We start from the raw sequence: 22,273 nt of genomic DNA, 5'->3' as shown, positions 1-22,273 counted from the left end.
ACTTACTCCAGCGTCACCGCCGTCCCGCTCACGGTCACCATCATCATGCCTTCGTTCTTGCCGATGGCGCCGTAATCCATGTGAACGCCGACGATGGCATGCGCACCGAGGCGCTGCGCCTCTTCGATCATCTCGTTCAAAGCAGTGTCGCGTCCGTCCCGCAGAACGCGCTCATAGGAGCCCGAGCGCCCGCCCACCACATCGCGGATGGAGGCGAAGAAATCGCGGAACACGTTGGCGCCGAGAATAGCCTCGCCTGAAACGATGCCGCGATAGGATCCGATCCGGCGGCCTTCGATAGAGGGTGTGGTAGTGACGATCATCAGGATCTCCTTCTGCTCCGCTTCATATGGGGAGGAAAAGGAGAGACGTCATCGGGGAATGTCATCCCGGATGAAGCGAAGCGCCGATCCGGGATGACGCTTCTTAATGCTTAGTGCCGGAAATGCCGGTGGCCCGTGAAGACCATGGCGAGGCCGGCTTCGTCTGCGGCCTTGATCACCTCGTCGTCGCGCATGGAGCCGCCGGGCTGGATCACCGCCGTGGCGCCTGCTTCTGCGGCGGCGAGGAGCCCATCGGCGAAGGGGAAGAAGGCGTCGGAGGCAACCACCGAGCCCTTGGCCAGCGTCTCAGGCCGGCCGGCGGCCTTGGCAGCTTCAGCGGCCTTCCAGGCGGCGATGCGGGAGGAATCGACGCGGCTCATCTGGCCTGCACCGATGCCCACGGTCGCGAGATCCCTCGCATAGACGATGGCGTTCGACTTCACGTGCTTGGCGACGCGGAAGGCGAAGCGCAGGTCGTCGAGTTCGCGGTCCGTGGGCGCGCGCTTGGTGACGACCTTGAGGTCCATGGCCTCGACCACCGCGTTGTCGCGCGACTGGGCCAGAAATCCGCCCGCCACCGTACGGAGCGTCAGGCCTTCCTGTCGCGGATCGGGCAGGCCGCCCGCGAGCAGCAGGCGCAGGTTCTTCTTGGCGGCGACGATGGCGATGGCCTCCTCGCTGGCATCGGGCGCGATGATCACCTCGGTGAAGATCTCGGTGATGGCTTTTGCGGCTTCCGCATCGAGCGGGCGGTTCATGGCGACGATGCCGCCGAAGGCCGAGACGGGATCGCAGCGGAGCGCCTTCTCGTAAGCCTCGCGCAAAGAGGTGCCTTGCGCCACGCCGCAGGGATTGGCGTGCTTGACGATCACGATGGCGGCGGAACGCTCGGGCGCGAATTCAGCGACCGCCTCAAAGGCGGCATCGGTGTCGTTGATGTTGTTGTAGGAGAGCTGCTTGCCCTGTACCTGGCGCGCGGTCGACACGCCGGGGCGCTGCTCGGGCGTGCGGTAGAAGGCGGCGCTCTGATGCGGGTTCTCGCCGTAGCGCATCACCTCGGCAATGGCGCCGCCGAGCGCGCGGAAGGGCGGGGTTTCCTCGGCCAATTCATTGGCGAACCAGTTGGAGATCGCGGCGTCGTAAGCGGCGGTGCGGGAATAGGCCTTCTGCGCGAGGCGGCGGCGGAGCGTGTAGGTGACCGCGCCGTTATGCTGCTTCAGGTCGTCGAGAACGGCGGCGTAATCGGCGCCGTCCACCACCACGGCTACGTCGCCATGGTTCTTGGCGGCGGCGCGGATCATCGCGGGGCCGCCGATATCGATGTTCTCGATGCAATCGTCGTAAGGCTTGCCTGCCGCGACCGTGGCCTCGAAGGGATAGAGGTTCACCACCAGCAGGTCGATGGGCTGGATGCCGTGGGCCAGCATGGCCGCCTGATGCTCGGGGTTGGCGCGGATGCCGAGAAGGCCGCCATGGACGGAAGGGTGCAGCGTCTTCACGCGCCCGTCCATCATCTCGGGGAAGCCCGTGAGGTCGCTCACGTCCTTCACAGGCAAGCCCGCCTCGCTTAAGCTCTTGTGCGTGCCGCCGGTGGAGACCAGCTCGATGCCGCGCTCGGCGAGCGCCCGGGCGAAGTCCACGAGACCCGTCTTGTCGGATACGGAAAGCAGGGCGCGGGACACGCGCTTCAGGTCGCTCGGCATGACGGCCGCTCCATGAAGGGGTAAAGGATGCGGGCGCGATAGCACGATGGGTCCGTGATGGGAACCGGGAAGGCGACAGAAGCTGGCAAAGGTCAACCCGGTCTCATTCGCGATGCTGCTGATCAAGACGCAGGCATTTCACGAATGGGTATAACGGGTGATCCCCGGCCCGATAAAGGCCGGACGTGCTATTCTCCCGACCCTCGTTAGGGATAGCCGGTGAGGGAGGAGCAGATGCCGTTCTATCTGACACGGTTCAGTTACACTCCGGAAACATGGGCGAAGCTCATCAAGAACCCCGAAGACCGCCGAGCGGCAGCCAAAGAGTACATCGAAGCGGTCGGCGGAAAGCTGCACGGCTTCTGGTATGCCTTTGGCGACCACGACGGATACACCTTGTGGGAGGCTCCGGATAACGTTTCGATGGCAGCTACGGCGCTGGCGATTGGCGCCGGCGGAGCGCTGAGCTCCTTCCAGACAACCGCTCTGTTGACCATCGAGGAGACACTTGCTGCCATGCAAAAGGCCTCATCGATCAGGTATCGATCACCGGGAAGCAAGGCTCATTCGGCTTGATGACGAGCTCGTTGCTCCTTGCGAGGCATGCGTCCGGAAGTCGTGAAGAGGGCGCTGTCCGTGCATGAGCCACAAAGGCTGCTTTTTCGCTACCGACCCGACCCGAACAACGACCGCCGCTTCATGCGTGCGCGGACAAACCCGATGATCGTCAGGATCAGCCATGCCGTCTGGGTGATGAAGGACGGCAGGTTGAAGTCGAAGATCAGCGAATAGAGAATGGCGATCGCGCCGACGCCGTTGAGCAAGGCATAGCGGCCATCCTCGACCTTCAGGATGCCCATCTGCAGCAGGCCGTAAGCCGACAGATAGGCGGCCACTCCGATCAGTCCGATCACGTCAGCGAGAGTCATGAATATCTTTTGCCTGATGTCTGTTCTGCTACAGCAGATCCGGCGTCGTTTCCGCAGGTTGGCTCGGATTATACGTGCGGGCGAGGCGCTCGAAGCGCCAGCGAACGGAGGGGGTCTCGCTCGGGCGAATGCTCAGCACGATCTGCTCCGTGCGGCGCATGCCGTCGGGGGCCGCGAGGAACACGCTGTCTTCGACGCCGGCCTCGATGGGGATGGCCGTGAACTGCCAGGCTTCCTGGTTGGGCAGGACCAGCATGACGACCCGCCCGCCTTGCGCACGGCTTGCCCGGATGCCGGGGGCCAGATGGAAGCGGATAACCGCTTCCGCCGTCGCGCTGGCGGCGCCTTCGCCCCAAAACACGTCCTCGCCTTCCAGCAGGTTGCCTTTGGGGGCCAGTTGCCAGCGCCGCTCGTGGATCAGGCCGAAGCGCTGGCGATAGCCGTCATGGCTGGCGCTGAGCATCTGCGCATGTTCGCGCTCGCTGCGTTCTGCCGTCACGCGCTCGGGACCGCTGATCACGATGGGGCCGACCCGGTTCAGCAGCCAGCCCGCGATGCGGCGCGTGAGCCATCCGCCGCGCTCGGACAAGAGCTGGCAGGACGAGATATCGTTGATGGAGGCGGTCGAGTGAGCCGCCGTGGAGCGCGAGGCCTGGATGATCGTATCGTTCGCGATATAGGGCGTGCCGCAATTGACCACGATGCGCTGTGCACCGCTGGAAAACTCGAAGGAGAGGCAGCCCGCGCCCGCATCCGACGACAGGAAGGTTGGCGGCGGTGCGCCAACATCCGCCACCAGCAGGGTGCGTCCGGCCTCCAGGCGCTCGTAGCCCGTATGCGGCGCGTGCTGGATCGGGCGGCTGCGCATGTCGTCATAGGTGAGGAGCGTCGCGAGATGGTCCGCCGCGGTCACGCCCATGCCGTTGAAATGCGAGAGCGTGCCGTCGCCATGGCGGAACAGGCGCACCATGGGCAGCATACGGTCAATGGCGTGGAGCAGGGATTCGGGCGTATCGACCTCGCGGCTCGCGAACATCTGGCGCAGGGGCAGAAGGTCGAACAAAAGGTCCACGATCACGCGCGGATTGCGGCTGGCATGGCCGCCATCGGCGAGGATCTGGCGCTCCAGCTCACGGGCGAGAAGACGGCTGGCGCGTCTCAGGTTTCGGTCGAGACCCTCGCAGCACAGGCCCGCGTAGCAGAGCGCGATCGCCGCCATGAGCTGCTGGCGGGGCATGGCGCCCGAGCGCATGTGGCGTTCGAGCTCGCGCACATGCTGGCCGAGAATGCGCAGGAAGCGCTGGTAGAAGGCGTGGTCGGCGCCTTCCAGGATCAGCGGCGACTGGCTGATGAAGGAGATCAGGCGGCGCGCGATGATTTGCGTGTCGGTGGCAAGCCGCTTGTCGCCGAGGCGAGAGGTGACAAACTCGTCCACGAGGGAGCGCGCATTCGCCTGCGCCAATGCGGTGCCTGCGGCGCGCAGGTGGCGCAGCCATCCGAAACCATAGAGCGCCTCGCCCCAGGCGCGGCTCGGCGGCGTGAAGGCGAAGGGCGAGCGGCCGCTCGTGGTGATGGCGCGTCCCGCGAAGGCGAAGAAGCCGGAATAGATGTCGGTGGCGATGGTGGGATCGGCCGTGCGCAGGTCCTGCGGTGCGAAGAGCAGGCGCGTCGGCATCGGCGTTCCACGGAACGCCTTCGACAAGGTCCAAACCGTTCCTCCACGCATGGCGCGGCCTGCCTCGCGAAAGGCAAGCCGATAAAAACGCCAGCGATCTGGCCCGAAATCCACGCGTGGCGCTCCCTCTCAGAACTGCTTGAATCCGCGCCAGCATAAAGAGCGAGTTCCTGCTGACTGGTTAACAACGTGTAAGCACCCGTTGTTTTGGCCGGTTTCAACAGGGGATGTCCTCAGGATCAGAACGGAACGGTTAATTCTGAAATTAACCGGCCTTCACGAACCGTGCGATGAAGAACCCGTCCAGACCGCTGCGCTCATGCTCCGGCGAAACGAGGTGGCAGGGCAGGGTGCGCACGTCGCCGTCCGGCGTGATGCATTCGGCTAGTCCGCCGATCTCATCGGCGCGGATGGGCTGGCGCGTGAAGTCGGAGTGACGGGCGAGAAAGGCTTCCGCTTGACGCTCGCCCTCGTCGGCCTCCAGCGAGCAGGTGCAATAGACCATGCGGCCGCCGGGTTTGAGCAGGTTTGCCGCCTTGTCGAGCAGGCGCGACTGGAGGCCCGAGAGCTTGCGAATGTCGTCCTCGCTCTTGGTCCAGGCGACGTCGGGATGACGGCGGATGGTGCCGGTGGCTGAGCAGGGCGCATCGAGCAGGATGGCGTCGAAGGGCGCCTCGTCGAGCTTTTCCGCATCGATGGCGCGAGTCTGCGCCTTCAGGTTCAGGCGGGCGAGGTTCTCCTCCAAGCGCTTGAGGCGCTTGGGCGAACGGTCGACCGCGAGCACATCGGCGCCGGCAGCGGCGAGCTGCGCGGTCTTGCCGCCGGGTGCTGCGCACAGATCGGCGATGCGCTCGCCGGGTTGGGGATTCAAGAGGCGCGCGGGGAGGGATGCGGCAACATCCTGCACCCACCATGCGCCCTCATCGAAGCCCGGCAGCTCGCGGATCGCGGTGCGCTCGACGAGGCGGATACTACCGTTGGGCAGGAGAACGCCGCCCAGGCGCTCGGCCCAGCCGGGGGCATCGTCCTTCACGGTGATATCGACGGAGGCCATGGAGCGGTGCGACTCGGCAATCTTCTTGGCGAGATCCTCGCCATATTGCGCAATCCAGCGCTCTTCGAGCCAGGTGGGCGTATCGAGCCAGGAATCCTGTTCGGCCAGGATCATGTCGCGCTCGCGGGCCACGCGCCGCAGGACCGCGTTGATGAATCCGCCCGCGTGACCGAGCTTCGCATCGTTCTGCGCCAGCTCGACTGTGCTGTCGACGGCGGCATGGTCAGGAACGTCGAGGAAGAGGATCTGCGCCGCGCCGGTGGCGAGAAGGTGCAGCAGGCGCTCGTCCTTCGGCTGCCGGTTGAGCCTCTCGTTGAGCGCGCGGCCCAGCGTGCCGAGGCGGCGGAAGGTGACGATGGCAATGGCTCGTGCCAGAGCCTCGTCGCGGGAGGATAGGTTTTCGGCCGGGGACAATTCGTCCAGCATGTCGTCGAGCGGCACACGCCGCTTCATGGCTTCCGTCACCGCCATCCAGGCGAGGCGGCGGGGCCCAAGGCCCGCATGGTCTTCAGATTGGCTCAAAACATTTAACCCCAGGGGCCGCGACGGGGCGCTTGCCCCCACGGACTCGATGAACTCTGCGCGAGGAAGCCGGGTTGCGGCGTCGCTCCCCGCGTCGCGCCCATCTCTTGCGCCAAAGCGCTCAAGGCCGCAATCCGGTTTTCTGTCGCCGGGTGCGTGGAGAACAGGTTGTCCATGCCGTGCCCCGAGAGCGGGTTGATGATGAAGAGCGGCGCAGTGGCGGGATGACGCTCCGCATCCATGTTGGGCACTTGCGCGACCCCGCCCGCGATTTTCGCGAGCGCGGAGGCGAGCGCGAGCGGCTGGCCGGAGATTTCTGCGCCCATCTTGTCGGCGTCGTATTCCCGCGAGCGGCTGATCGCCATCTGGATGATCATGGCGGCGAGCGGCGCAATCAGCGCGGTGGCGATCATGACGATGGGGTTCGGCCGATCATTGCCGCGCCCGCCGAACAGGAAGCCGAACTGGGCAAGCGTCGCAATGGCGCCCGCAATCGTGGCGCTGACGGTCATGATGAGCGTGTCGCGGTTCTTGATATGGGCGAGCTCGTGCGCCATCACGCCCGCCACCTCGTCATGGCTGAGCATGTGGAGTAGGCCCGTCGTGGCGGCGACGGCCGAGTTTTCGGGGTTGCGGCCGGTGGCGAAGGCGTTGGGCTGCGGATTCTCGATGATGTAGACGCGCGGCATCGGGAGATTGGCGTTGCGCGCCAGGTCCCGCACCATATGCACCAGATCGGGCGCGGTGCTCTCGTCCACCTCGATGGCGTGATGGGCTGCGAGCGCCAGCCGGTCCGAGTTCCAATAGGCGTAGATGTTGGTCGCGAGGCCAAGGCCGAGCGCGATCATCATGCCGGTTGCGCCGCCGAGCATGTAGCCGACAACGCCGAACAGGGCCATGAGGGCCGCCAGCAGCATTCCGGTCTTGACGGTGTTCATCGGGGTCTCCACCTCGTCGGGATCTGAAATTTCATCCGTTGGACCTTCATGTGGGAATGGTCCAGCTCTCTCCCAAGGGGGACAGCCTCTCCCGGGCAGAGCGCGAATATGTTAAGGCCGGCTCATGAGCACGAACGACAAACCCGATCCGATCCAGCCCCCCGCCGTCGAGGGGGCATCTCCCGGCAAGACCTTGTCTCCCGCAGCCCAGAGGGCACTCGAGGAGGCAGCCCAGCGCCGCATCGCCATCGATGCCCGCGCGGCGGAGATCGCCAGGCAAAAGGAACACCAGGGCCGTGGCGGGCTGGAGCCCGTGCGTTATGACGATTGGGAAGTGAAGGGCCTCGCGAGCGACTTTTAGGTTATTGCATCCTCTCAAGTGGATTGTGTCCCGGCCAAGCCACGCTTACTGTCCTTCGCCAAAGAACCAGGGGCATGGATCAGAGCTGATGAGCGGGGCGGAGCGGCTGAAGATTTTCCGGGACCTGCTGGAGGACGCGCACAAGGCGCTCGATCTCCAGTTCGGTTTTGAATTATGGGACGGTTCCACCGTGCCCGCCGACCTGCCGTCCTATGCCATGCGCCTCGTGATCCGCCGCGAGAATGTGGTAGCGAGCTTGCTTCGCCGTCCCAGTCTTGACACCGCGCTCAACGCCTATGTGTCGGGCCTGCTCGACCTCAAGAACGGCACCATCTTCGATCTCGCCGCTCAGCGGCCGCAGAAGATTGGCCGCCGCCTGAAGGGGTTGAGCAAGCTCAAGGCGCTCAAGGCCGCCTATCATTTCCTGCGCGCGCCCTCCTACATTCCCCGCCCCCTCGACAAACCTCGGGAGGGCACGGGCGCGAAGGATGGAAAACCGTCCACCAACAAGGCCAACATCGCCTATCATTACGATGTGTCTAACGACTTCTACCGGCTCTTCCTCGATCCGGAGATGGTCTATACCTGCGCCTATTTCCAGCCGGATTGGCACGACGATCTGGCACGCGCTCAGTTCGATAAGCTCGACATGATCTGCCGCAAGCTGCGGCTGAAGCCCGGCGAACGGCTGCTCGATATCGGCTGCGGCTGGGGGGCGCTGATCTGCCATGCGGCGCAGCATTACGGCGTGAAGGCCGTGGGCGTGACGCTGGCCGAGGAGCAGGCGGCTCTGGCGCGAGAGAAGATCGCGAGGCTTGGCCTTCAGGACCGGGCGGAGGTCATTCTCAAGGATTTCACGCAGATGGAGGGAGAGTTCGACAAGATCTCATCCATCGGCATGTTCGAGCATGTGGGCATCGCCAACCACCCGACCTACTTCAGCACCGTGCATCGGCTGCTGAGACCCCGTGGCCTCTATCTCCACCACACCATCGCGCGGCGCGCGAAGCGCTCCGGCAAGGCCTTCGGCAAGCTCAAGCCCGAGGCCAAGGCGATCATGCGCTACATCTTCCCCGGTGCGGAGCTCGATCATCTCGGCATGTCGGTCTCCAACCTCGAACGCTTCGGTTTCGAAGTGCACGATGTGGAGGCCTGGCGCGAGCATTATCAGCGCACGACACGACTCTGGTGGGAGAACCTGAACGCCCGCAAAGCCGAAGCCGAAGCCGAGGTCGGGGCTGAGACCACCCGCACCTGGCTCCTCTATCTCGCAGGCGTTTCACTGGGCTTCGAGCGCGGCGTGATCGGCGTCAATCAGACCCTCGCCTCGAAGCGCACGCGCGGTCCCTCGGGTGTGCCGTCGTCGCGGGCGGATCTGTATCGGCAGGCATAACGCCCGTCAGACGAACGCCAGAACCGCCGTGGCGAGAATTGTCAGGCCCATGGCGATGTTGAGGATGCGCTCCGCCTTCGGCTTCATGTTGGCTTTCTGAATCACCACGCCGAGCCACAGCCAGATGATGTCGACCACGATCATCACGATCACGCAGAGCAGCCACTTGAGCGTGGAATCGGCGAAGGTGTTGGTGCGGACGATCGAATAGGAGGCCATCAGGGACACGAAGGCCACATAGGCTTTCGGGTTCGTGATCCCGAGCAGGAAACCGCCGAGGGGCGTGGAGGTGAAGTCGGTTTTCTCCGTGGCCTGCGGTTCCACGCCTACGGGCGCGGTCGCGATCTTGTAAGAGAGATAGACGAGGTAGAGCGTGGCGACGATGGTCATGGCCAGCGTCACGATGGGAAAAGCCTGCAAAAGCGAGAACAGGCCTGCCGCGCTGATGCCGGCCGCGACGGCCAGACCGATCTGGAGCCCGCCGTAAAAGCCTAAACCGCGAGCGAAACCCTGGTTGCGGCCTACTGCGACCAGGGCCGCGATGGCAGGCCCAGGCGAACCCAGAAGAACGAGCGCTGCAACCGAGAAAAGACCCAAGCCGATGACGTCGATGTCCATGATCATCTCACATAAAGACATAAAGATTTCTTTATGTGATAATCTTAACGTGCGGAGGTGTCAAGAATATTGTTTCATTTTAGGGTTGTGCATAGCGTCTAACCTTCGGGCATGGCCCAGCCGCGATACCGGACGATCCGACCGACAAGAGGAAGACCGATCGTGACGTCGAAGCGGTAGCGGCCTTTATCGTCGACGAAGGCGCGGGCGGGGGCCTTGGGTGCCAGGCTGGCGGGGAGTCTTAAAGGTCCCAAGCTCCACCCGACGATGCTTAGTTCGAAGCCGCTGCGGTAAGGCGTCAACTCGAGCTCGAAGCGGAAGGGGCCGAAACGCTCGTAGACGCGACGGGGTGAGGGAGCTGAACGAAGCACGCTGCGGAAGGCCTTGCCGCCGAAGCGGCGGGTCCAGATTTCCCGGTTTCCCTGTCGTTCGAGGGTAATGTCGGCTTGCGTATCCGGCGTGGTGCCGGGAAAGCCGAAGAGCCGGGCGATGAGCCTGCCTGCCCCGTGCCGGGCGCCATCGATGGTGGCGCGGCCTTTGAGGCGCAGGGGGTGCCCGCCATGCACGTGACGAACCAGCGGCGGAAGACGCTGGATCTCGGGCCCCAGAACCTTCTCGAACAGGCTTCCCGCCTCCGGCCAGCTCATGGCGCGCCGGACCTTGATCTTGAAGCGGGAGAACTCGCTTTCAACAGCGCTAAGCGCGAGGAGATCGCCCGCATGGCCCGCGCCCTGCGCCGTGATGGTCCCCTGAAGCAATCCACGAATGAGCGCGAGAGCGGGCAGCACCGGAATATTCGGCCCGTCGCCTGCCTCCGCCACCAGCGACCAGACGGCTTTCGCAGGCCTGCCTTCGTGATCTCGGCCTGACACCTCGACGCTCATGCCACCGCGATCCGTGCCGAAGCGCTCGAACCACGATGCGATCCTGTGCAGCGAGCGGGCATAAGGCCTGAGTGAGGACACGAGGCCGCTACGGACAGGCAGTGTCAGCAGCCACAATCCCAAATGCAGGACCGGCAGTTCGAGGCCCGCGCGGAACAGGACCGTATCGGCGGAAGGATAGCGGGCGGGCAGAAGATCGAGATCGGGTGTCTCGCATAAGGAAAGCCAGCGCCGCCCAAGTCCCGGCATGTCCCGCCGGGTCAGCGCGCCCCAGCCCGGCAGCTTCGTCCAGCCGCCATGAAAGAGCACACGAACGGGTTGGCCGGCGTAAGCCAGAATGGCTTCCACCACCGAGAGGCCGCGCGGCGCGCGATTGCCCGGAGAAATGGCCACATTGATCTCAGCGATGTTCTGCCATCCCGCCGTCAGATGGGCGATCACCGCGCCGGACAGGGCGGGCGTCGAGCTTGCGCCGGTGACGGCAAGGATGCCGGCGTCGCGGGCGAGTGAGTCCAATGCGCCGAAGCGCGCCACGAAATCGCGGGCATCGGCCAGATCGACATAATGGCAGCCTGCGGCAATCGCCGCCCGTGCGAGGGAGGGCTCGGCGTTCTGGAACGGCCCTGCCGCATCGACCACGCAGAAGGGTTTGAGCACGCGAAGAATGTCGAGGGCCGCATCCCGGTCGATCGCAATCGCCCCGACCCGGTCCGCGCCGTAATGCTGCTGAAGGGCCTGGATGTCGCCCTCATGACGCTGTGGAGCGCGTCCGCCGATCACCACAGCGGCATCCGTCGTGGCGAGCAGGCCTTCTACGAGCTTGCGTCCAAAACTTCCCATGCCGCCGATGACGAGGACAAGCGGCATCATGGCGGCGCATTCCCGTTGGCGCCGTCACTCACAATCGCCTTGCAAGCCTGGAACGAGGAGAGCGCGCGCACCCCGTCGAGCAGGATCAGATGATCCACTCGATCAGAGGCGGGTCGCGGCCCCCATGGGCAAGAAGATGGCAAGGAATAACGTTTCATCCCTTGCCATGTAACAAAAGCTCCTTCGAAGGGTAAGTGGTTATTACTGCTCCACCACGACGCGGGTGCCGATGCTCACCTGATCGTAGAGATCCACGATGTCCTCGTTGAGCATACGGATGCAACCATAGGACGCATAAGTGCCGATGGAGCTAGGCCGGTTGGTACCGTGGATCGCGTATTCATCAAGGTCGAGCGTGAGTGCCCGCGCACCCATGGGATTGTTCGGGGCGCCGCCTGGAATGACATTCGGCAACCGGGGATTGTCCTGCTTCACCTCCGCCGGAGGCGACCAAGCGGGCCGAATATATTTGCCGTCGATATGCGCTTCGCCGAACCATTGCTTGCCGGGCTTGCCCACCGCCACGCGATAGCGAAGCGCCGTGCCGTCACCGCGCACATAATAGAGCCGCCGCTCGCCGGTCTTGATGACGATGGTGCCTGGCGAGACCCGTGCCTCGAACGGCACGATCTCACGGGCGGATGCGCCCGACGCGGCAAGCCAGAATGCGGTCAATACGATGGCCCCGCGCGCGAACATGTCTCAACCCTCCTGCTTTCATGGCACGAGGATGAGACGCGGAGGAAACGGCTGAGGTTCCGAAAACAGGAAAAGTGTCATTCCGGACGGCAGAGCCGATCCGGAATCGTTTTCAGAAAAAGCGCTATTCTCGTCACGCGATCCCGGGTTCCGCTGGCGCGGCCCCGGAATGACGTGTGTTTGGATCAAGCCGCCTGCGTGCGCTTGTTCTGTCTGTTGGTGATCAGGTCGTCGACCACGGCGGGATCGGCGAGCGTCGAGGTGTCGCCGAGCGCGCCGAACTCGTCCTCGGCGATCTTGCGCAGGATGCGGCGCATGATCTTGCCGGAGCGGGTCTTCGGAAGGCTTGGCGCGAACTGGATCAGGTCCGGCGACGCGATGGGGCCGATCTCCTTGCGCACCCAGGCCACCAGCTCCTTGCGCAGCTCCTCGGACGGTTCCTCGCCGGCCATCAGGGTCACATAGGCGTAGATGCCCTGGCCCTTGATGTCGTGCGGGTAGCCCACGACGGCGGCTTCCGACACCTTCGGATGGGCCACCAGCGCGGATTCGACCTCCGCCGTGCCCATGCGGTGTCCGGAGACGTTGATCACGTCGTCCACGCGACCGGTGATCCAGTAATAGCCGTCCGCATCGCGCCGGCAGCCGTCGCCGGTGAAGTACTTGCCGGGATAGGTGGAGAAATAGGTCTGCACGAAGCGCTCATGGTCGCCATAGACCGTGCGCATCTGGCCGGGCCAGGAATCGGCGATCACCAGGTTGCCCTCGGCCGCGCCGTCGAGCACCTTGCCGTCCGCATCCACGACCTCCGGCTTCACGCCGAAGAASGGCCGYGTGGCSGAGCCGGGCTTGAGCTTCGTCGCGCCSGGYAGCGGCGTGATGAGAATGCCGCCSGTCTCYGTCTGCCACCAGGTATCCACGATGGGGCAACGATTRTCGCCGACCACGCGGTGATACCATTCCCAGGCTTCCGGATTGATCGGCTCGCCCACGGAGCCGAGCAGGCGCAGGGACTTGCGCGAGGTCTTCTTCACCGGCTCCTCGCCCGCCTGCATGAGCGARCGGATCGCGGTCGGCGCGGTGTAGAAGATGTTCACGCTGTGCTTGTCGATCACCTCCCAGAAGCGGGAGATCGACGGATAGGTGGGCACGCCCTCGAACATCAGCGTGGTCGCGCCGTTCGCGAGCGGTCCGTAGAGAATGTAGGAATGGCCCGTCACCCAGCCCACATCGGCGGTGCACCAGTAGATGTCGCCGTCGTGGTARTCGAACACGTATTSATGCGTCATCGCCGCATAGAGRAGGTAKCCGCCGGTGGTGTGCAGCACGCCCTTGGGCGTTCCGGTGGAGCCGGAGGTGTAGAGAATGAACAGCGGGTCCTCCGCGTTCATCTCCTCATAGGGGCAATCGTCGGAGACCATCGCCGCCGCCTCGTCGTAATAGACGTCGCGGCCCGGCAGCATGTCGACGGCGGAGCCGGTGCGGCGCACCACGAGCACGTGATCGACGACACCCGGTCCGACGCGCTCGAGCGCCGCGTCCACATTGACCTTCAGGGGAACCTTGCGGCCGCCGCGCAGGCCTTCATCGGCGGTGATGATGAAGGCGGACTTGGCATCCTGAATGCGGCTTGCGAGCGAATCCGGCGAGAAGCCGCCGAACACCACSGAATGGATSGCGCCSAGCCGCGCGCAGGCGAGCATGGCATAGGCCGCYTCCGGGATCATCGGCATGTARATSGTGACGCGGTCGCCCTTCTCGACGCCGCGATTGCGCATGATGTTGGCCATGCGGCAGACTTGCGTATGAAGCTCGCGATAGGTGATCTTCTTGGATTCGGACGGGTCGTCGCCCTCCCAGATGATCGCCACCTGGTCGCCGCGGGTGTGGAGATGCCGGTCGATGCAGTTATAGGCGRCRTTGGTGGTGCCGTCCTCGAACCAGCGGATCGACACACTGCCTGGACCGAAATTGGTGTTCTTGATCCGGGTCGGCGCCTTGAACCAGTGAATGCGCTTGGCTTCCTCGGCCCAGAACCGCTCCGGGTCCTTCACGGAGGCCTCGTACTTCGCGCGATAGCCGGCATCGTCCAGATAGGCGCGATGGGTCCATTCCGACGGCACGTCGTAGATCTTCTCTTCCATGGCCGCTTCTCCCAGGCTCGTTGTACGCGGATAATTAGGTCTAGGTTTATGAAAAGAGAGAGGGGCTGAGCAAGCGGGGTAGGGCTCGCACTTTGGTCGTGGCTGCTTTTGGTGCGGTGCACAGGGGCAGCTGGCGGCATCAAGAGAACCTGTCGTCATCACCGGCCTTGTGCCGGTGATCCCGATGATTTGAGGCGCCGCACTCTTCCAATCGAGATGCCGGGACAGGCCCGGCCATGACGAGGAAGATGTCATCCCCAGCGAGCCGCAGGCGAGGGAAGGGGATCCACCCACAGGTGTTGCGCTATGGATTCCCTTCCCCTCCGCTGCGCTTCGGCCGGGAATGACACAAGAGTCTTACAATCCGCCCATCTTGCACACGATGGCCCATTCCTCGTCCGTCACCGGCTGCACCGACAGGCGGGAATTGTTGACGAGGATCATGGCTTTGAGCTTGGGCTCGGCCTTGATCTCGTCGAGCGTTACCGGACGCTTGAAGGGCTTGACGGCCTTGATGTCCACCATGCCGAACTTGCCCGATTCGTCCGTGTGGTCGGGGTAGTATTCCTTGATCACCTCGACGATGCCGACGACGGCCTTGCCTTCGTTGGAGTGATAGAAGAAGCCCTGTTCGCCCCTCTTCATGGCCATCAGGTTCTGCTTGGCGACGTGGTTGCGCACGCCGTTCCAGTGGGTGCCCTTGGCGCCTTCAGCAACCTGCTGCTCCCAGGACCACACGGAGGGTTCGGATTTGTAGAGCCAGTGAGCCATGACGCAATTCTACTTAGTGTTCGGATTTGATCGGACGGTTCATGAGGGCATCGACGGCTTGATCGAGGGACCATGCGCCGTTCAGCACCTGCTCGACGGCGGAAGCAATCGGCATGTCGATGTTCTTGGCGCTCGCTAAGGCGACGAGAGCGCTCGCGGTCGTGGCGCCTTCCACCAGCCTGCCGCCGGCGGCTTCCTCCACGCTCATGCCCTGGCCGAGCCTCTGGCCGAAGGCGAAGTTGCGGGAATGGGCGGAGGAGCAGGTGAGGACCAGATCGCCGAGACCGGATAGGCCCATCAGCGTTTCCGCCTCGCCGCCATAGGCGCGGGCAAAGCGCAGGAGTTCGGCGAAACCGCGTGCGATGAGGGCTGCCTTCGCGCTCTCGCCGAGGCCCCGACCCACGACAGCACCGCAGGCAATCGCCAGCACGTTCTTGGCCGCGCCGCCAATCTCGACGCCGCGCACATCCGTACGGTGATAGACGCGAAGTGTGGGACCGGAGAGGGCATTCGCCAGCGTATCGGCGAGCGATGCATCTCGGCACGCGAGAGTGACTGCGGTGGGCAAGCCGCGCGCCACATCGTCGGCGAAGCTCGGGCCTGACAGAACAGCAACCGGAGCACCAGCGCGCACCTCTTGCACGACATCTGACAAAAATACCTTCGCTTCGCGCTCGATTCCCTTCGCGCAGAGAACGAGAGGCGTTTCCGGCGGCAGGATGAGCGACAAAGCCGCCGTCATCCCACGCGTGGTCTGCGCAGGCGTTACCAGCAGCACAGCGCGGCAAGAGGCCAAGTCAGTCACATCGGAGGTCGGGCGAATGCGCTCGTGCAGTTTCACGCCCGGCAGGAAACGCTCGTTGCTGCGCGTGGCGTTGAGATCCGCAGCTTGATCCGCTGATCGCATCCACAACACGACATCGTTGCCGGCAATCGCCGCCGCGTTGGCAAGCGCCGTTCCCCAGGCGCCGGCTCCCGCAATGCCGATCGGTGCAGGCATCAGGCCTTCACTCCCACCGCCTGACCGCTCGTGTCGAGGGGCCAGCGGGCGCGGGCAGGGGCGTTGATGTCGTCAATGAGGCCAAGCCGCATGCGCTCGAGGCCCGCCCAGGCGATCATTGCGCCGTTGTCGCCGCACAGCGAGGTCGGCGGTGCGACGAGCTTGAGGCCGGTCTCAACGGCGAGCCGCTGGAGCGCCTGGCGCATGCCCTGGTTGGCGGCGACGCCGCCCGCCACCACGAGGGCGGTCGGGTGGCCCGCGATGTCGCGGAAGTGGCGAAGGCCCACGCGGGTGCGGTCCACTACAACGTCGACGATGGCGGCCTGGAAGCTGGCGCAGAGGTCGGAAATGTCGGTTTGCGTGAGCGGCGCGATCTTCTCCGCCTCGATCCGTACGGCGGTCTTGAGGCCGGAGAGCGAGAAATTCGGTTCTTTTCGTCCTTGCATGGGCCGGGGCAGGGCGAAGCGCTCCGGATTGCCCTTCAGGGCCTCGCGCTCCACATGCGGGCCGCCGGGATAGCCTAAGCCCAGCATCTTGGCGACCTTATCGAAGGCCTCGCCGATGGCGTCGTCGATGGTGGTGCCGATGCGTACGTAATCGCCCACGCCCTTCACCGCCACGAGCTGCGTGTGCCCGCCGGAGGCAAGCAGCAGCAGATAGGGAAAGCCGATGCCGTCGGTGAGACGCGCGGTGAGCGCATGCGCTTCGAGGTGGTTCAACGCCATCAGGGGCTTGCGCGTCACGAGCGCCATGGCCTTCGCAGTGGTGAGGCCGACCAGCACCCCGCCGATGAGGCCGGGGCCTGCGGCCACCGCGATGCCGTCGATGTCCTTCACGGAGCAGTTCGCGTTCTTGAGCGCCCGGGCGATGAGGCGGTCGAGCACCTCCACATGGGCGCGGGCGGCGATCTCCGGCACCACGCCGCCATAGGCCGCGTGCTCGGCGATCTGGCTGAGCACCTCGTTGGAGAGAATTTCGCCGCGTCCGTCGAAGCCGACGCCCACCACGGCGGCCGCGGTTTCATCGCAAGTGGTCTCGATGCCTAGGATGCGCATGGTGCCGCTGCTCCGTAATCTTTCGGGCTTTCGGCCCGCCTGTCATCACCCTATAGTCCGCCGCGCCGCACAAGATCAAACGCGGATATCATCTAGTAAGGAGTACGGAACAGGAATGGCTTCTTCATCGACCCTGGTCATCGGCACGCGCGGCAGCCCCCTGGCGCTGGCGCAGGCTCATGAGACGCAAGACAGGCTGGTGGCCGCCCATGGCTGGCATGTGGAGAATCTGCCCCTGTCGATCATCAAGACCACGGGCGACGCCATTCAGGACCGGCCTCTTTCGGAGGCAGGCGGCAAGGGGCTCTTCACGAAGGAGCTCGATATCGCGCTGCTCGAAGGCTCCATCGATCTCGCCGTCCATTCCGCGAAAGACCTGCCGACGACCCTGCCGGAAGGCATCGTGATCGCGGGCTTCCTGCCGCGCGAGGATGTGCGCGATGCTTTCATCAGCCATCGCTTCAAGAGCATTGCCGATCTGCCGCCCGGCGCAGTGGTGGGCTCCGCATCGCTGCGCCGTCAGGCGCAGATCCGGCGGCTTCGCCCTGATCTTCAGGTCACGTTGTTGCGCGGCAATGTGCAGACGCGCCTCGCCAAGCTGGAACGCGGCGAGGTGGATGCGACGCTGCTCGCCATGGCGGGCCTGCGTCGGCTGGGGCTCACCGATCATGTAACGGCGATCCTCGACACGGACGATTTCCTTCCCGCCGTGGGCCAGGGCGCGATCGCGGTTGCGATCCGGACCGAGGATGAGCGGGTGAAGGTGGCGCTTGCTCCCATTCTCGACAGCGTTACGGGCCACGCCCTTGCTGCCGAGCGAGCTTTTCTCACCATTCTCGACGGTTCCTGCCGCACGCCCATCGCGGGGCATGCACGACTCGTGGGTGGAGAGCTGGAAATTCGCGGTCTCGTGCTGCGTCCCGATGGATCCGAGAGCTTGGAAGCCGTGCGGCGCGGTTCGCCCGAGGACGCGGTGGCACTCGGGCGTGAAGCGGGAACGGAGCTGCGCACCCGCATGCCTGCCGGATTCCTCAAAACCTGATGCGGGTTCTCGTCACACGCTCCCCGGACGATGCCGAGCGCACGGCAGCGAGGCTCGCCGCTCTCGGACACGAGGCGCTGATTGCTCCGGTGACACGGATCGTGCCGACCGGTGATGCCGCGCCTGCCGAGTCGCACGATGCCCTCATCGTCACCAGCGCCCATGCGGTGGAAGCCCTCGCATCGATGGACAAAAGCCGTCTTGTCTTCGCGGTGGGCGAGCGCACGGCCGATGTCGTGCGCGGGGCCGGTTTCACGTCGGTGATCGTGGGGGAGGGCGATGCGGTTTCCCTCTCGCGCCTGATTCGGGAGCAGTTGCCGCCTGGGCAAACCCTCCTGCACGTCACCGGGCGTCATCATAAGGAGGAGCCGGCAGCGTCCCTGAACGCGGCGAGCTTCCGGGTCCTGTCCTGGGAAGCTTACGAGGCAAAGGCCCTCGATCGGCTTCCCGATGATGCGGCCGAGGCCCTTCGCTCTGGCAAAATCGGGGCCGCGCTCCATTATTCCAGAAGGAGTGCGGATCTGCTGATCCGGCTAACGGAGGAGGCGGGTTTGGCATCGGCGCTCGAAGCCTGTTCCCATTTCTGCCTGTCCGCGGATGTGGCGGCTGCCTTCGACGGGATGCAGGCTCCGCTTCTGGTGTCCAAGGAGCCGACCGAGGAAGCGCTTCTCGGCTTGCTCCAGGGCCTCCCGTGACCCCTGTCGCCGCTTCGGTTACGATGGCGGAGATAGGGATCTTTACCCCATGGAAAGGATCGTGGTCCGATGCACCTCTTGCTCTTTCCGATTCCGAAATTCGGCAGGGAACGAAACCCTGCGCTCAAGCTTGCCTCAATTGCATCCCACTCTGATCCGTCAAAAATTCTCCACGAAGAGTGAAAAGTGACCAATTCATCCGATCCGAAAGCCCCGAAATCCTCCCGCAAGAAGCACACGCGGGAACCCGCCACCATCGACCTGAAGGCGACCGTCATCGACGACAGCACCAAGGGTGACGATGTGATGAAGGACGACGGGCAGGATAACGCATGGCAGAACGTGCGGCCCGAAGAGACAATCATCACCGAGCCCGACACGGCGGCGGGCGCCGCGCCGGAAGACGCAGTGGCCTCGTCCGAGGTGAGCCTCGATTCGGGTGCGGGAACCGATTCGATTTCTCCCGAAACTGCGGAAGCGGAAACCGCGTCCCGTGACGACCGCTTCGAGACCCTTCCGCCTCAGGCGCCTGTACCTGAGCGCCGCACCTCGCCTGCGGCCCTGATCGGCTCCGGCGTTCTGGGTGGCCTCGTGGGTGCGGGCCTCGTCTATGCTCTCCAGGTCTGGCAGCAGCCCACCGCGACGCAGGACAATCAGCGCCTTGCCCAGCTGGAGCAGCGGGTGAGCGCGTTGGGCCAGGGCGGCAGTGCCGGTCAGCCGGTCAATCTCCAGCCTATCGAGGGACGCCTTCAGGCGCTCGAATCGGCAAGGGGACCGATCGATCAACGCATCCAGCAGATCCAGGGAATCGCGCAAGGCGCCGCTTCGCGGGCGGAGGAAGCGCTCAACCGGCCTCAAGCCGCACCCGCGCCGCAGAACGATGCGGCGCTCACCGATCTCACGAACAGGCTCGCTGCTCTCGAAAACCAGTTGCGTAACGAGGCGCAGAACGCGGCCGGCGCGGCCAATTCCGTGCAGGCCCTCGACCAGCGTTTGGGCCAGCAGGACCAGCGCCTTGCCGCCCTGTCCCAACAGGTCACCGAAAACAGCAAGGGCGTGGAGACTGCGGGCCAGGGCAGCGTTCGAGTCGTTCTCGCCGAGCGCTTAGACGATGCACTTCGCAGCGGCACACCCTATGCGGATCTTCTCGATGCCTTGAGGAAGAACGGCGCCAGCGCCGAGCGTCTTGCCGCGCTGGAGCCTTTCGCGCAGAGCGGCGCGCCGACCGCAGCCGATCTCCTGAACCGCTACGAGCCTCTGGAGGCGGCGATCTTGCGCGATGAGCGTGCGGCTTCCGGCGAGTGGTCGGACCGACTGTTGCGCATGATGGACAAGGTGGTCACCGTGCGACCCGTGAACGAACCCGGCGCCAGCGGCGTTCCCGCAACGCTCGCCCGCATCCGGCAGACGCTGGCGCAGGGCGACATGGGTGGAGCGGCGGCGGCGTGGAATTCCCTGCCCGAGCCGGCGCAGCGAATGTCGGAGGAATGGGGGAAACAGGTGATGGCTCTCGCCGGAGCGCAGCAGGCCTCCCGTGAATTGTCCGCCGAGTCCCTCGCCGCCCTCAACCGTTCGACGCAGTAAAGTAAGGATCAGCCCAGGATGTGGCGCGCTCTCGTATTCATCGGTCTTCTCTGCGTCGCGGCTTTTGGCGCCGTGTGGCTCGCGGATCGGCCGGGCACGGTTCTGATCACCTTCGCAGGCTACGAGGTGCAGACCTCCATGGCGGTGGGCATGATTGCCTTAGTAGGCCTTGCCCTTGCGCTGGCGGTGCTCTGGTCGGCGGTCAGCGCCATTCTGCATCTGCCTTCCCGCCTTACCTTCGCCTCCCGGGCCCGCCGTCGCTCGCGCGGTTATCAGGCGGTGTCGCGCGGCATGGTGGCTGTGGGCGCGGGCGATACCATCGCCGCTCGCCGCTATGCCAACGAGGCCGAGCGGCTTCTTGGCAAGGAGCCCCTGACGCTTCTGTTGAAGGCGCAGGCGGCTCAGATTTCCGGCAATCGCGCCGCTGCGGAAGCGGCCTTTACGCAGATGATGGACGAGGATGAGACGCGGGTGCTCGGTCTGCGCGGTCTCTTCGTCGAAGCCCGCCGCCGGGGCGATGCCGGTGCCGCGCGCGAATTTGCCACCGAGGCCGTGCGCCTCGCACCCGCCGCCGCCTGGGCGAGCGATGCGGTGCTGGAGGCGCGCTGCGCCGAGCGCGACTGGCGCGGCGCATTGGAGGGCATCGAGCGGCGCACCTCGCTCGGCTTGCTCGACAAGCGCACCGCCAAGCGCCACCGCGCCGTGCTTCTGACCGCCGATGCCCTCGACCGTGTGGAGCAGGATCCCGATGGGGCTTTGCGAAGCGCCCTCGATGCGGTGAAGCTCGCGCCCGATCTGGAGCCCGCCGCCGCTCTTGCCGGACGCCTTCTCTCGCGCAAGGGCGACCTGCGCAAAGCTGCCAAGGTGGTGGAAACCGCTTGGCGCAGCGTACCGCATCCCGATCTGGCGGAGGTCTATCTCAACCTGCGTCCCGGCGATTCGGGCCTCGACCGGCTGAAGCGCGCCGAGACCCTGTTCAAGCTTTCCGGCGGCGCGCCGGAAGGACGCCTCGCGGTGGCCCGTTCGGCTCTTGAATCGCGCGAGTTCGACCGTGCCCGCGATGCCCTGGAGCCGCTGCTGGCGGATCGCCCGACCATGCGGGTCTGCCTCATCATGTCCGATCTCGAACAGGCCGAGCATGGCGCGACGGGCAAGGGCCGCGAATGGCTCGCCCGCGCCACCCGCGCGCCGCGTGACCCGGCCTGGATCGCCGATGGCGTCGTCTCGGACCAATGGGCGCCGATCTCGCCCGTGACGGGCCGCCTCGACGCCTTCGTGTGGGAGGCCCCGCCCGACGTGCTGGTCGCGCCCGAACTTGCCATGAGCGACGACGTGACCGGGGATCTGGACGACGAGCCAAGGGCGCTTCCGATCTCCGAGCCCGAGGAGCCGGAAGTCGTTGTCGCAGGCCCCGTGCCGGAACCGACGCCGCCCGAGCCTGAACCTGTCGTGGTCGCGGTAACGCCCGCTCCCGAGCCCGTGAAGGAGGAGGTTTTGCTGCCCCGGCCCGAACCGGTGGTCTTCCCCGTCACGCCGCCGGACGTGCCCCGGCCCGAGGACGAGACGCCGCCGGCCCGGCGCAGCGCTTTTTCCATCTGGTAGGCCAATTTCCCGCACGGACCTCCCTTGCCAAGCAAGAGGTGAGAGGGTATGAGGTCGCCCTCTTCGATCGCATGATCGGAACGCCGCAATAGCTCAGCTGGTAGAGCACCTCATTCGTAATGAGGGGGTCGGGGGTTCGAATCCCTCTTGCGGCACCACTTTCCCACTTCGTGGCAATGGCAGCCCTCGGGCCGTTTTTTGCCGTTGGGTTGGGAAGGCATGGAATGGGGCCATAGCTCAGCTGGGAGAGCGCTTGCATGGCATGCAAGAGGTCGGCGGTTCGATCCCGCCTGGCTCCACCATCCTGCCAAGACGAGACGGAGCGTGCGGGTGTAGCTCAGGGGTAGAGCACAACCTTGCCAAGGTTGGGGTCGAGGGTTCGAATCCCTTCGCCCGCTCCAATTCCCTCCA

At 65.0% G+C, this 22,273-nt stretch carries 20 protein-coding genes and 3 tRNA genes; 10 read left to right on the top strand and 13 right to left on the bottom strand.

Annotated features, from left to right (window positions below):
- Window positions 1–2 precede the first annotated feature (2 nt).
- Both ACXJKO_RS00345 and purH read right to left on the bottom strand, forming a co-directional pair.
- Window positions 3–323 (bottom strand): heavy metal-binding domain-containing protein, encoded by a 321-nt coding sequence (locus tag ACXJKO_RS00345; protein WP_457089079.1) that lies wholly within the window; start codon window positions 321–323, stop codon window positions 3–5.
- A gap of 110 nt (window positions 324–433) precedes the next feature.
- Window positions 434–2,026: a bifunctional phosphoribosylaminoimidazolecarboxamide formyltransferase/IMP cyclohydrolase gene (gene purH / locus ACXJKO_RS00340; RefSeq protein WP_457089078.1), complete on the bottom strand. Its 1,593-nt coding sequence runs from the start codon at window positions 2,024–2,026 to the stop codon at window positions 434–436.
- A 234-nt stretch (window positions 2,027–2,260) separates the two neighbouring features.
- Between purH and ACXJKO_RS00335 the strand changes: the two genes are divergently transcribed.
- Complete coding sequence (locus ACXJKO_RS00335) at window positions 2,261–2,602, top strand: GYD domain-containing protein (RefSeq protein WP_457089077.1); 342 nt, start codon at window positions 2,261–2,263, stop codon at window positions 2,600–2,602.
- Between the two features lie 89 nt (window positions 2,603–2,691).
- Here the strand turns inward: ACXJKO_RS00335 and ACXJKO_RS00330 are convergent, their stop codons facing one another.
- From ACXJKO_RS00330 to htpX, 4 genes are all read right to left on the bottom strand, one after another.
- On the bottom strand, window positions 2,692–2,955 hold the full coding sequence (locus ACXJKO_RS00330; protein WP_457089076.1) for a CBU_0592 family membrane protein: 264 nt from the start codon (window positions 2,953–2,955) through the stop codon (window positions 2,692–2,694).
- Window positions 2,956–2,983: 28 nt separating this feature from the next.
- A complete protein-coding gene (locus tag ACXJKO_RS00325) occupies window positions 2,984–4,744 on the bottom strand; it encodes a heparinase II/III family protein (RefSeq protein ID WP_457089075.1) in 1,761 nt (586 codons plus the stop codon).
- Window positions 4,745–4,895: 151 nt separating this feature from the next.
- Complete coding sequence (locus tag ACXJKO_RS00320) at window positions 4,896–6,206, bottom strand: RsmB/NOP family class I SAM-dependent RNA methyltransferase (protein WP_457089074.1); 1,311 nt, start codon at window positions 6,204–6,206, stop codon at window positions 4,896–4,898.
- Between the two features lie 5 nt (window positions 6,207–6,211).
- Window positions 6,212–7,144, bottom strand: a complete 933-nt coding sequence (gene htpX / locus ACXJKO_RS00315) for a zinc metalloprotease HtpX (RefSeq protein WP_457089073.1) — start codon at window positions 7,142–7,144, stop codon at window positions 6,212–6,214.
- A gap of 124 nt (window positions 7,145–7,268) precedes the next feature.
- Between htpX and ACXJKO_RS00310 the strand changes: the two genes are divergently transcribed.
- Together ACXJKO_RS00310 and ACXJKO_RS00305 are read left to right on the top strand one after the other, a co-directional pair.
- A complete protein-coding gene (locus ACXJKO_RS00310) occupies window positions 7,269–7,505 on the top strand; it encodes a DUF1674 domain-containing protein (protein ID WP_457089072.1) in 237 nt (78 codons plus the stop codon).
- Window positions 7,506–7,593: 88 nt separating this feature from the next.
- Entirely contained in the window at window positions 7,594–8,898 is a 1,305-nt protein-coding gene (locus ACXJKO_RS00305) for a class I SAM-dependent methyltransferase (protein WP_457089071.1), read from the top strand.
- Between the two features lie 6 nt (window positions 8,899–8,904).
- Here the strand turns inward: ACXJKO_RS00305 and ACXJKO_RS00300 are convergent, their stop codons facing one another.
- The 7 genes from ACXJKO_RS00300 to tsaD all read right to left on the bottom strand — a co-directional run bounded on the left by ACXJKO_RS00300 (window position 8,905) and on the right by tsaD (window position 16,939).
- Complete coding sequence (locus ACXJKO_RS00300; RefSeq protein ID WP_457089070.1) at window positions 8,905–9,516, bottom strand: LysE family translocator; 612 nt, start codon at window positions 9,514–9,516, stop codon at window positions 8,905–8,907.
- 98 nt (window positions 9,517–9,614) lie between these two features.
- Window positions 9,615–11,270, bottom strand: coding sequence for a DUF4166 domain-containing protein (locus tag ACXJKO_RS00295; protein ID WP_457089069.1), 1,656 nt, complete (start codon window positions 11,268–11,270; stop codon window positions 9,615–9,617).
- A gap of 201 nt (window positions 11,271–11,471) precedes the next feature.
- Window positions 11,472–11,969 (bottom strand): L,D-transpeptidase, encoded by a 498-nt coding sequence (locus ACXJKO_RS00290; RefSeq protein WP_457089068.1) that lies wholly within the window; start codon window positions 11,967–11,969, stop codon window positions 11,472–11,474.
- A 185-nt stretch (window positions 11,970–12,154) separates the two neighbouring features.
- Window positions 12,155–14,113, bottom strand: a complete 1,959-nt coding sequence (gene acs, locus ACXJKO_RS00285; protein WP_457089067.1) for an acetate--CoA ligase — start codon at window positions 14,111–14,113, stop codon at window positions 12,155–12,157.
- A gap of 357 nt (window positions 14,114–14,470) precedes the next feature.
- Complete coding sequence (locus tag ACXJKO_RS00280) at window positions 14,471–14,884, bottom strand: EVE domain-containing protein (protein WP_457089066.1); 414 nt, start codon at window positions 14,882–14,884, stop codon at window positions 14,471–14,473.
- Between the two features lie 13 nt (window positions 14,885–14,897).
- Window positions 14,898–15,884, bottom strand: a complete 987-nt coding sequence (locus ACXJKO_RS00275; protein WP_457089065.1) for an NAD(P)H-dependent glycerol-3-phosphate dehydrogenase — start codon at window positions 15,882–15,884, stop codon at window positions 14,898–14,900.
- Entirely contained in the window at window positions 15,884–16,939 is a 1,056-nt protein-coding gene (tsaD, locus tag ACXJKO_RS00270) for a tRNA (adenosine(37)-N6)-threonylcarbamoyltransferase complex transferase subunit TsaD (protein WP_457089064.1), read from the bottom strand. Before tsaD ends, ACXJKO_RS00275 begins: the two co-directional genes overlap by 1 nt.
- A gap of 115 nt (window positions 16,940–17,054) precedes the next feature.
- Here tsaD and hemC point away from each other — a divergent pair, with 115 nt between their 5' ends.
- The 7 genes from hemC to ACXJKO_RS00235 all read left to right on the top strand — a co-directional run bounded on the left by hemC (window position 17,055) and on the right by ACXJKO_RS00235 (window position 22,263).
- On the top strand, window positions 17,055–17,981 hold the full coding sequence (gene hemC, locus ACXJKO_RS00265) for a hydroxymethylbilane synthase (RefSeq protein WP_457089063.1): 927 nt from the start codon (window positions 17,055–17,057) through the stop codon (window positions 17,979–17,981).
- A complete protein-coding gene (locus ACXJKO_RS00260) occupies window positions 17,981–18,676 on the top strand; it encodes a uroporphyrinogen-III synthase (protein WP_457089062.1) in 696 nt (231 codons plus the stop codon). The genes hemC and ACXJKO_RS00260 overlap by 1 nt, the downstream gene beginning before the upstream one ends.
- Window positions 18,677–18,862: 186 nt before the next feature.
- Window positions 18,863–20,260, top strand: a complete 1,398-nt coding sequence (locus ACXJKO_RS00255; RefSeq protein WP_457089061.1) for a COG4223 family protein — start codon at window positions 18,863–18,865, stop codon at window positions 20,258–20,260.
- An 18-nt stretch (window positions 20,261–20,278) separates the two neighbouring features.
- Entirely contained in the window at window positions 20,279–21,862 is a 1,584-nt protein-coding gene (locus ACXJKO_RS00250; RefSeq protein WP_457089060.1) for a heme biosynthesis HemY N-terminal domain-containing protein, read from the top strand.
- A gap of 82 nt (window positions 21,863–21,944) precedes the next feature.
- Window positions 21,945–22,020 (top strand) — tRNA-Thr (locus ACXJKO_RS00245).
- A gap of 68 nt (window positions 22,021–22,088) precedes the next feature.
- Window positions 22,089–22,164, top strand: a tRNA-Ala gene (locus tag ACXJKO_RS00240).
- 24 nt (window positions 22,165–22,188) lie between these two features.
- Window positions 22,189–22,263: transfer RNA gene (locus tag ACXJKO_RS00235), tRNA-Gly, on the top strand.
- The last annotated feature ends 10 nt before the right edge of the window (window positions 22,264–22,273 follow it).

The sequence above is a fragment of the Microvirga sp. P5_D2 genome (assembly GCF_054049475.1).
Note: the sequence above shows the minus strand (reverse complement) of the source record. Positions and strands in the feature narration are given on the sequence as shown.

Bases quoted from the DNA above. Each gene is read 5' to 3' on its own strand.
- ACXJKO_RS00345 (WP_457089079.1), bottom strand. From the start codon at position 323: ATGATCGTCACTACCACACCCTCTATCGAAGGCCGCCGGATCGGATCC.
- purH (WP_457089078.1), bottom strand. From the start codon at position 2,026: ATGCCGAGCGACCTGAAGCGCGTGTCCCGCGCCCTGCTTTCCGTATCC.
- ACXJKO_RS00335 (WP_457089077.1), top strand. From the start codon at position 2,261: ATGCCGTTCTATCTGACACGGTTCAGTTACACTCCGGAAACATGGGCG.
- ACXJKO_RS00330 (WP_457089076.1), bottom strand. From the start codon at position 2,955: ATGACTCTCGCTGACGTGATCGGACTGATCGGAGTGGCCGCCTATCTG.
- htpX (WP_457089073.1), bottom strand. From the start codon at position 7,144: ATGAACACCGTCAAGACCGGAATGCTGCTGGCGGCCCTCATGGCCCTG.
- ACXJKO_RS00310 (WP_457089072.1), top strand. From the start codon at position 7,269: ATGAGCACGAACGACAAACCCGATCCGATCCAGCCCCCCGCCGTCGAG.
- ACXJKO_RS00305 (WP_457089071.1), top strand. From the start codon at position 7,594: ATGAGCGGGGCGGAGCGGCTGAAGATTTTCCGGGACCTGCTGGAGGAC.
- ACXJKO_RS00300 (WP_457089070.1), bottom strand. From the start codon at position 9,516: ATGGACATCGACGTCATCGGCTTGGGTCTTTTCTCGGTTGCAGCGCTC.
- ACXJKO_RS00295 (WP_457089069.1), bottom strand. From the start codon at position 11,270: ATGATGCCGCTTGTCCTCGTCATCGGCGGCATGGGAAGTTTTGGACGC.
- ACXJKO_RS00290 (WP_457089068.1), bottom strand. From the start codon at position 11,969: ATGTTCGCGCGCGGGGCCATCGTATTGACCGCATTCTGGCTTGCCGCG.
- ACXJKO_RS00280 (WP_457089066.1), bottom strand. From the start codon at position 14,884: ATGGCTCACTGGCTCTACAAATCCGAACCCTCCGTGTGGTCCTGGGAG.
- ACXJKO_RS00275 (WP_457089065.1), bottom strand. From the start codon at position 15,884: ATGCCTGCACCGATCGGCATTGCGGGAGCCGGCGCCTGGGGAACGGCG.
- tsaD (WP_457089064.1), bottom strand. From the start codon at position 16,939: ATGCGCATCCTAGGCATCGAGACCACTTGCGATGAAACCGCGGCCGCC.
- hemC (WP_457089063.1), top strand. From the start codon at position 17,055: ATGGCTTCTTCATCGACCCTGGTCATCGGCACGCGCGGCAGCCCCCTG.
- ACXJKO_RS00260 (WP_457089062.1), top strand. From the start codon at position 17,981: ATGCGGGTTCTCGTCACACGCTCCCCGGACGATGCCGAGCGCACGGCA.
- ACXJKO_RS00250 (WP_457089060.1), top strand. From the start codon at position 20,279: ATGTGGCGCGCTCTCGTATTCATCGGTCTTCTCTGCGTCGCGGCTTTT.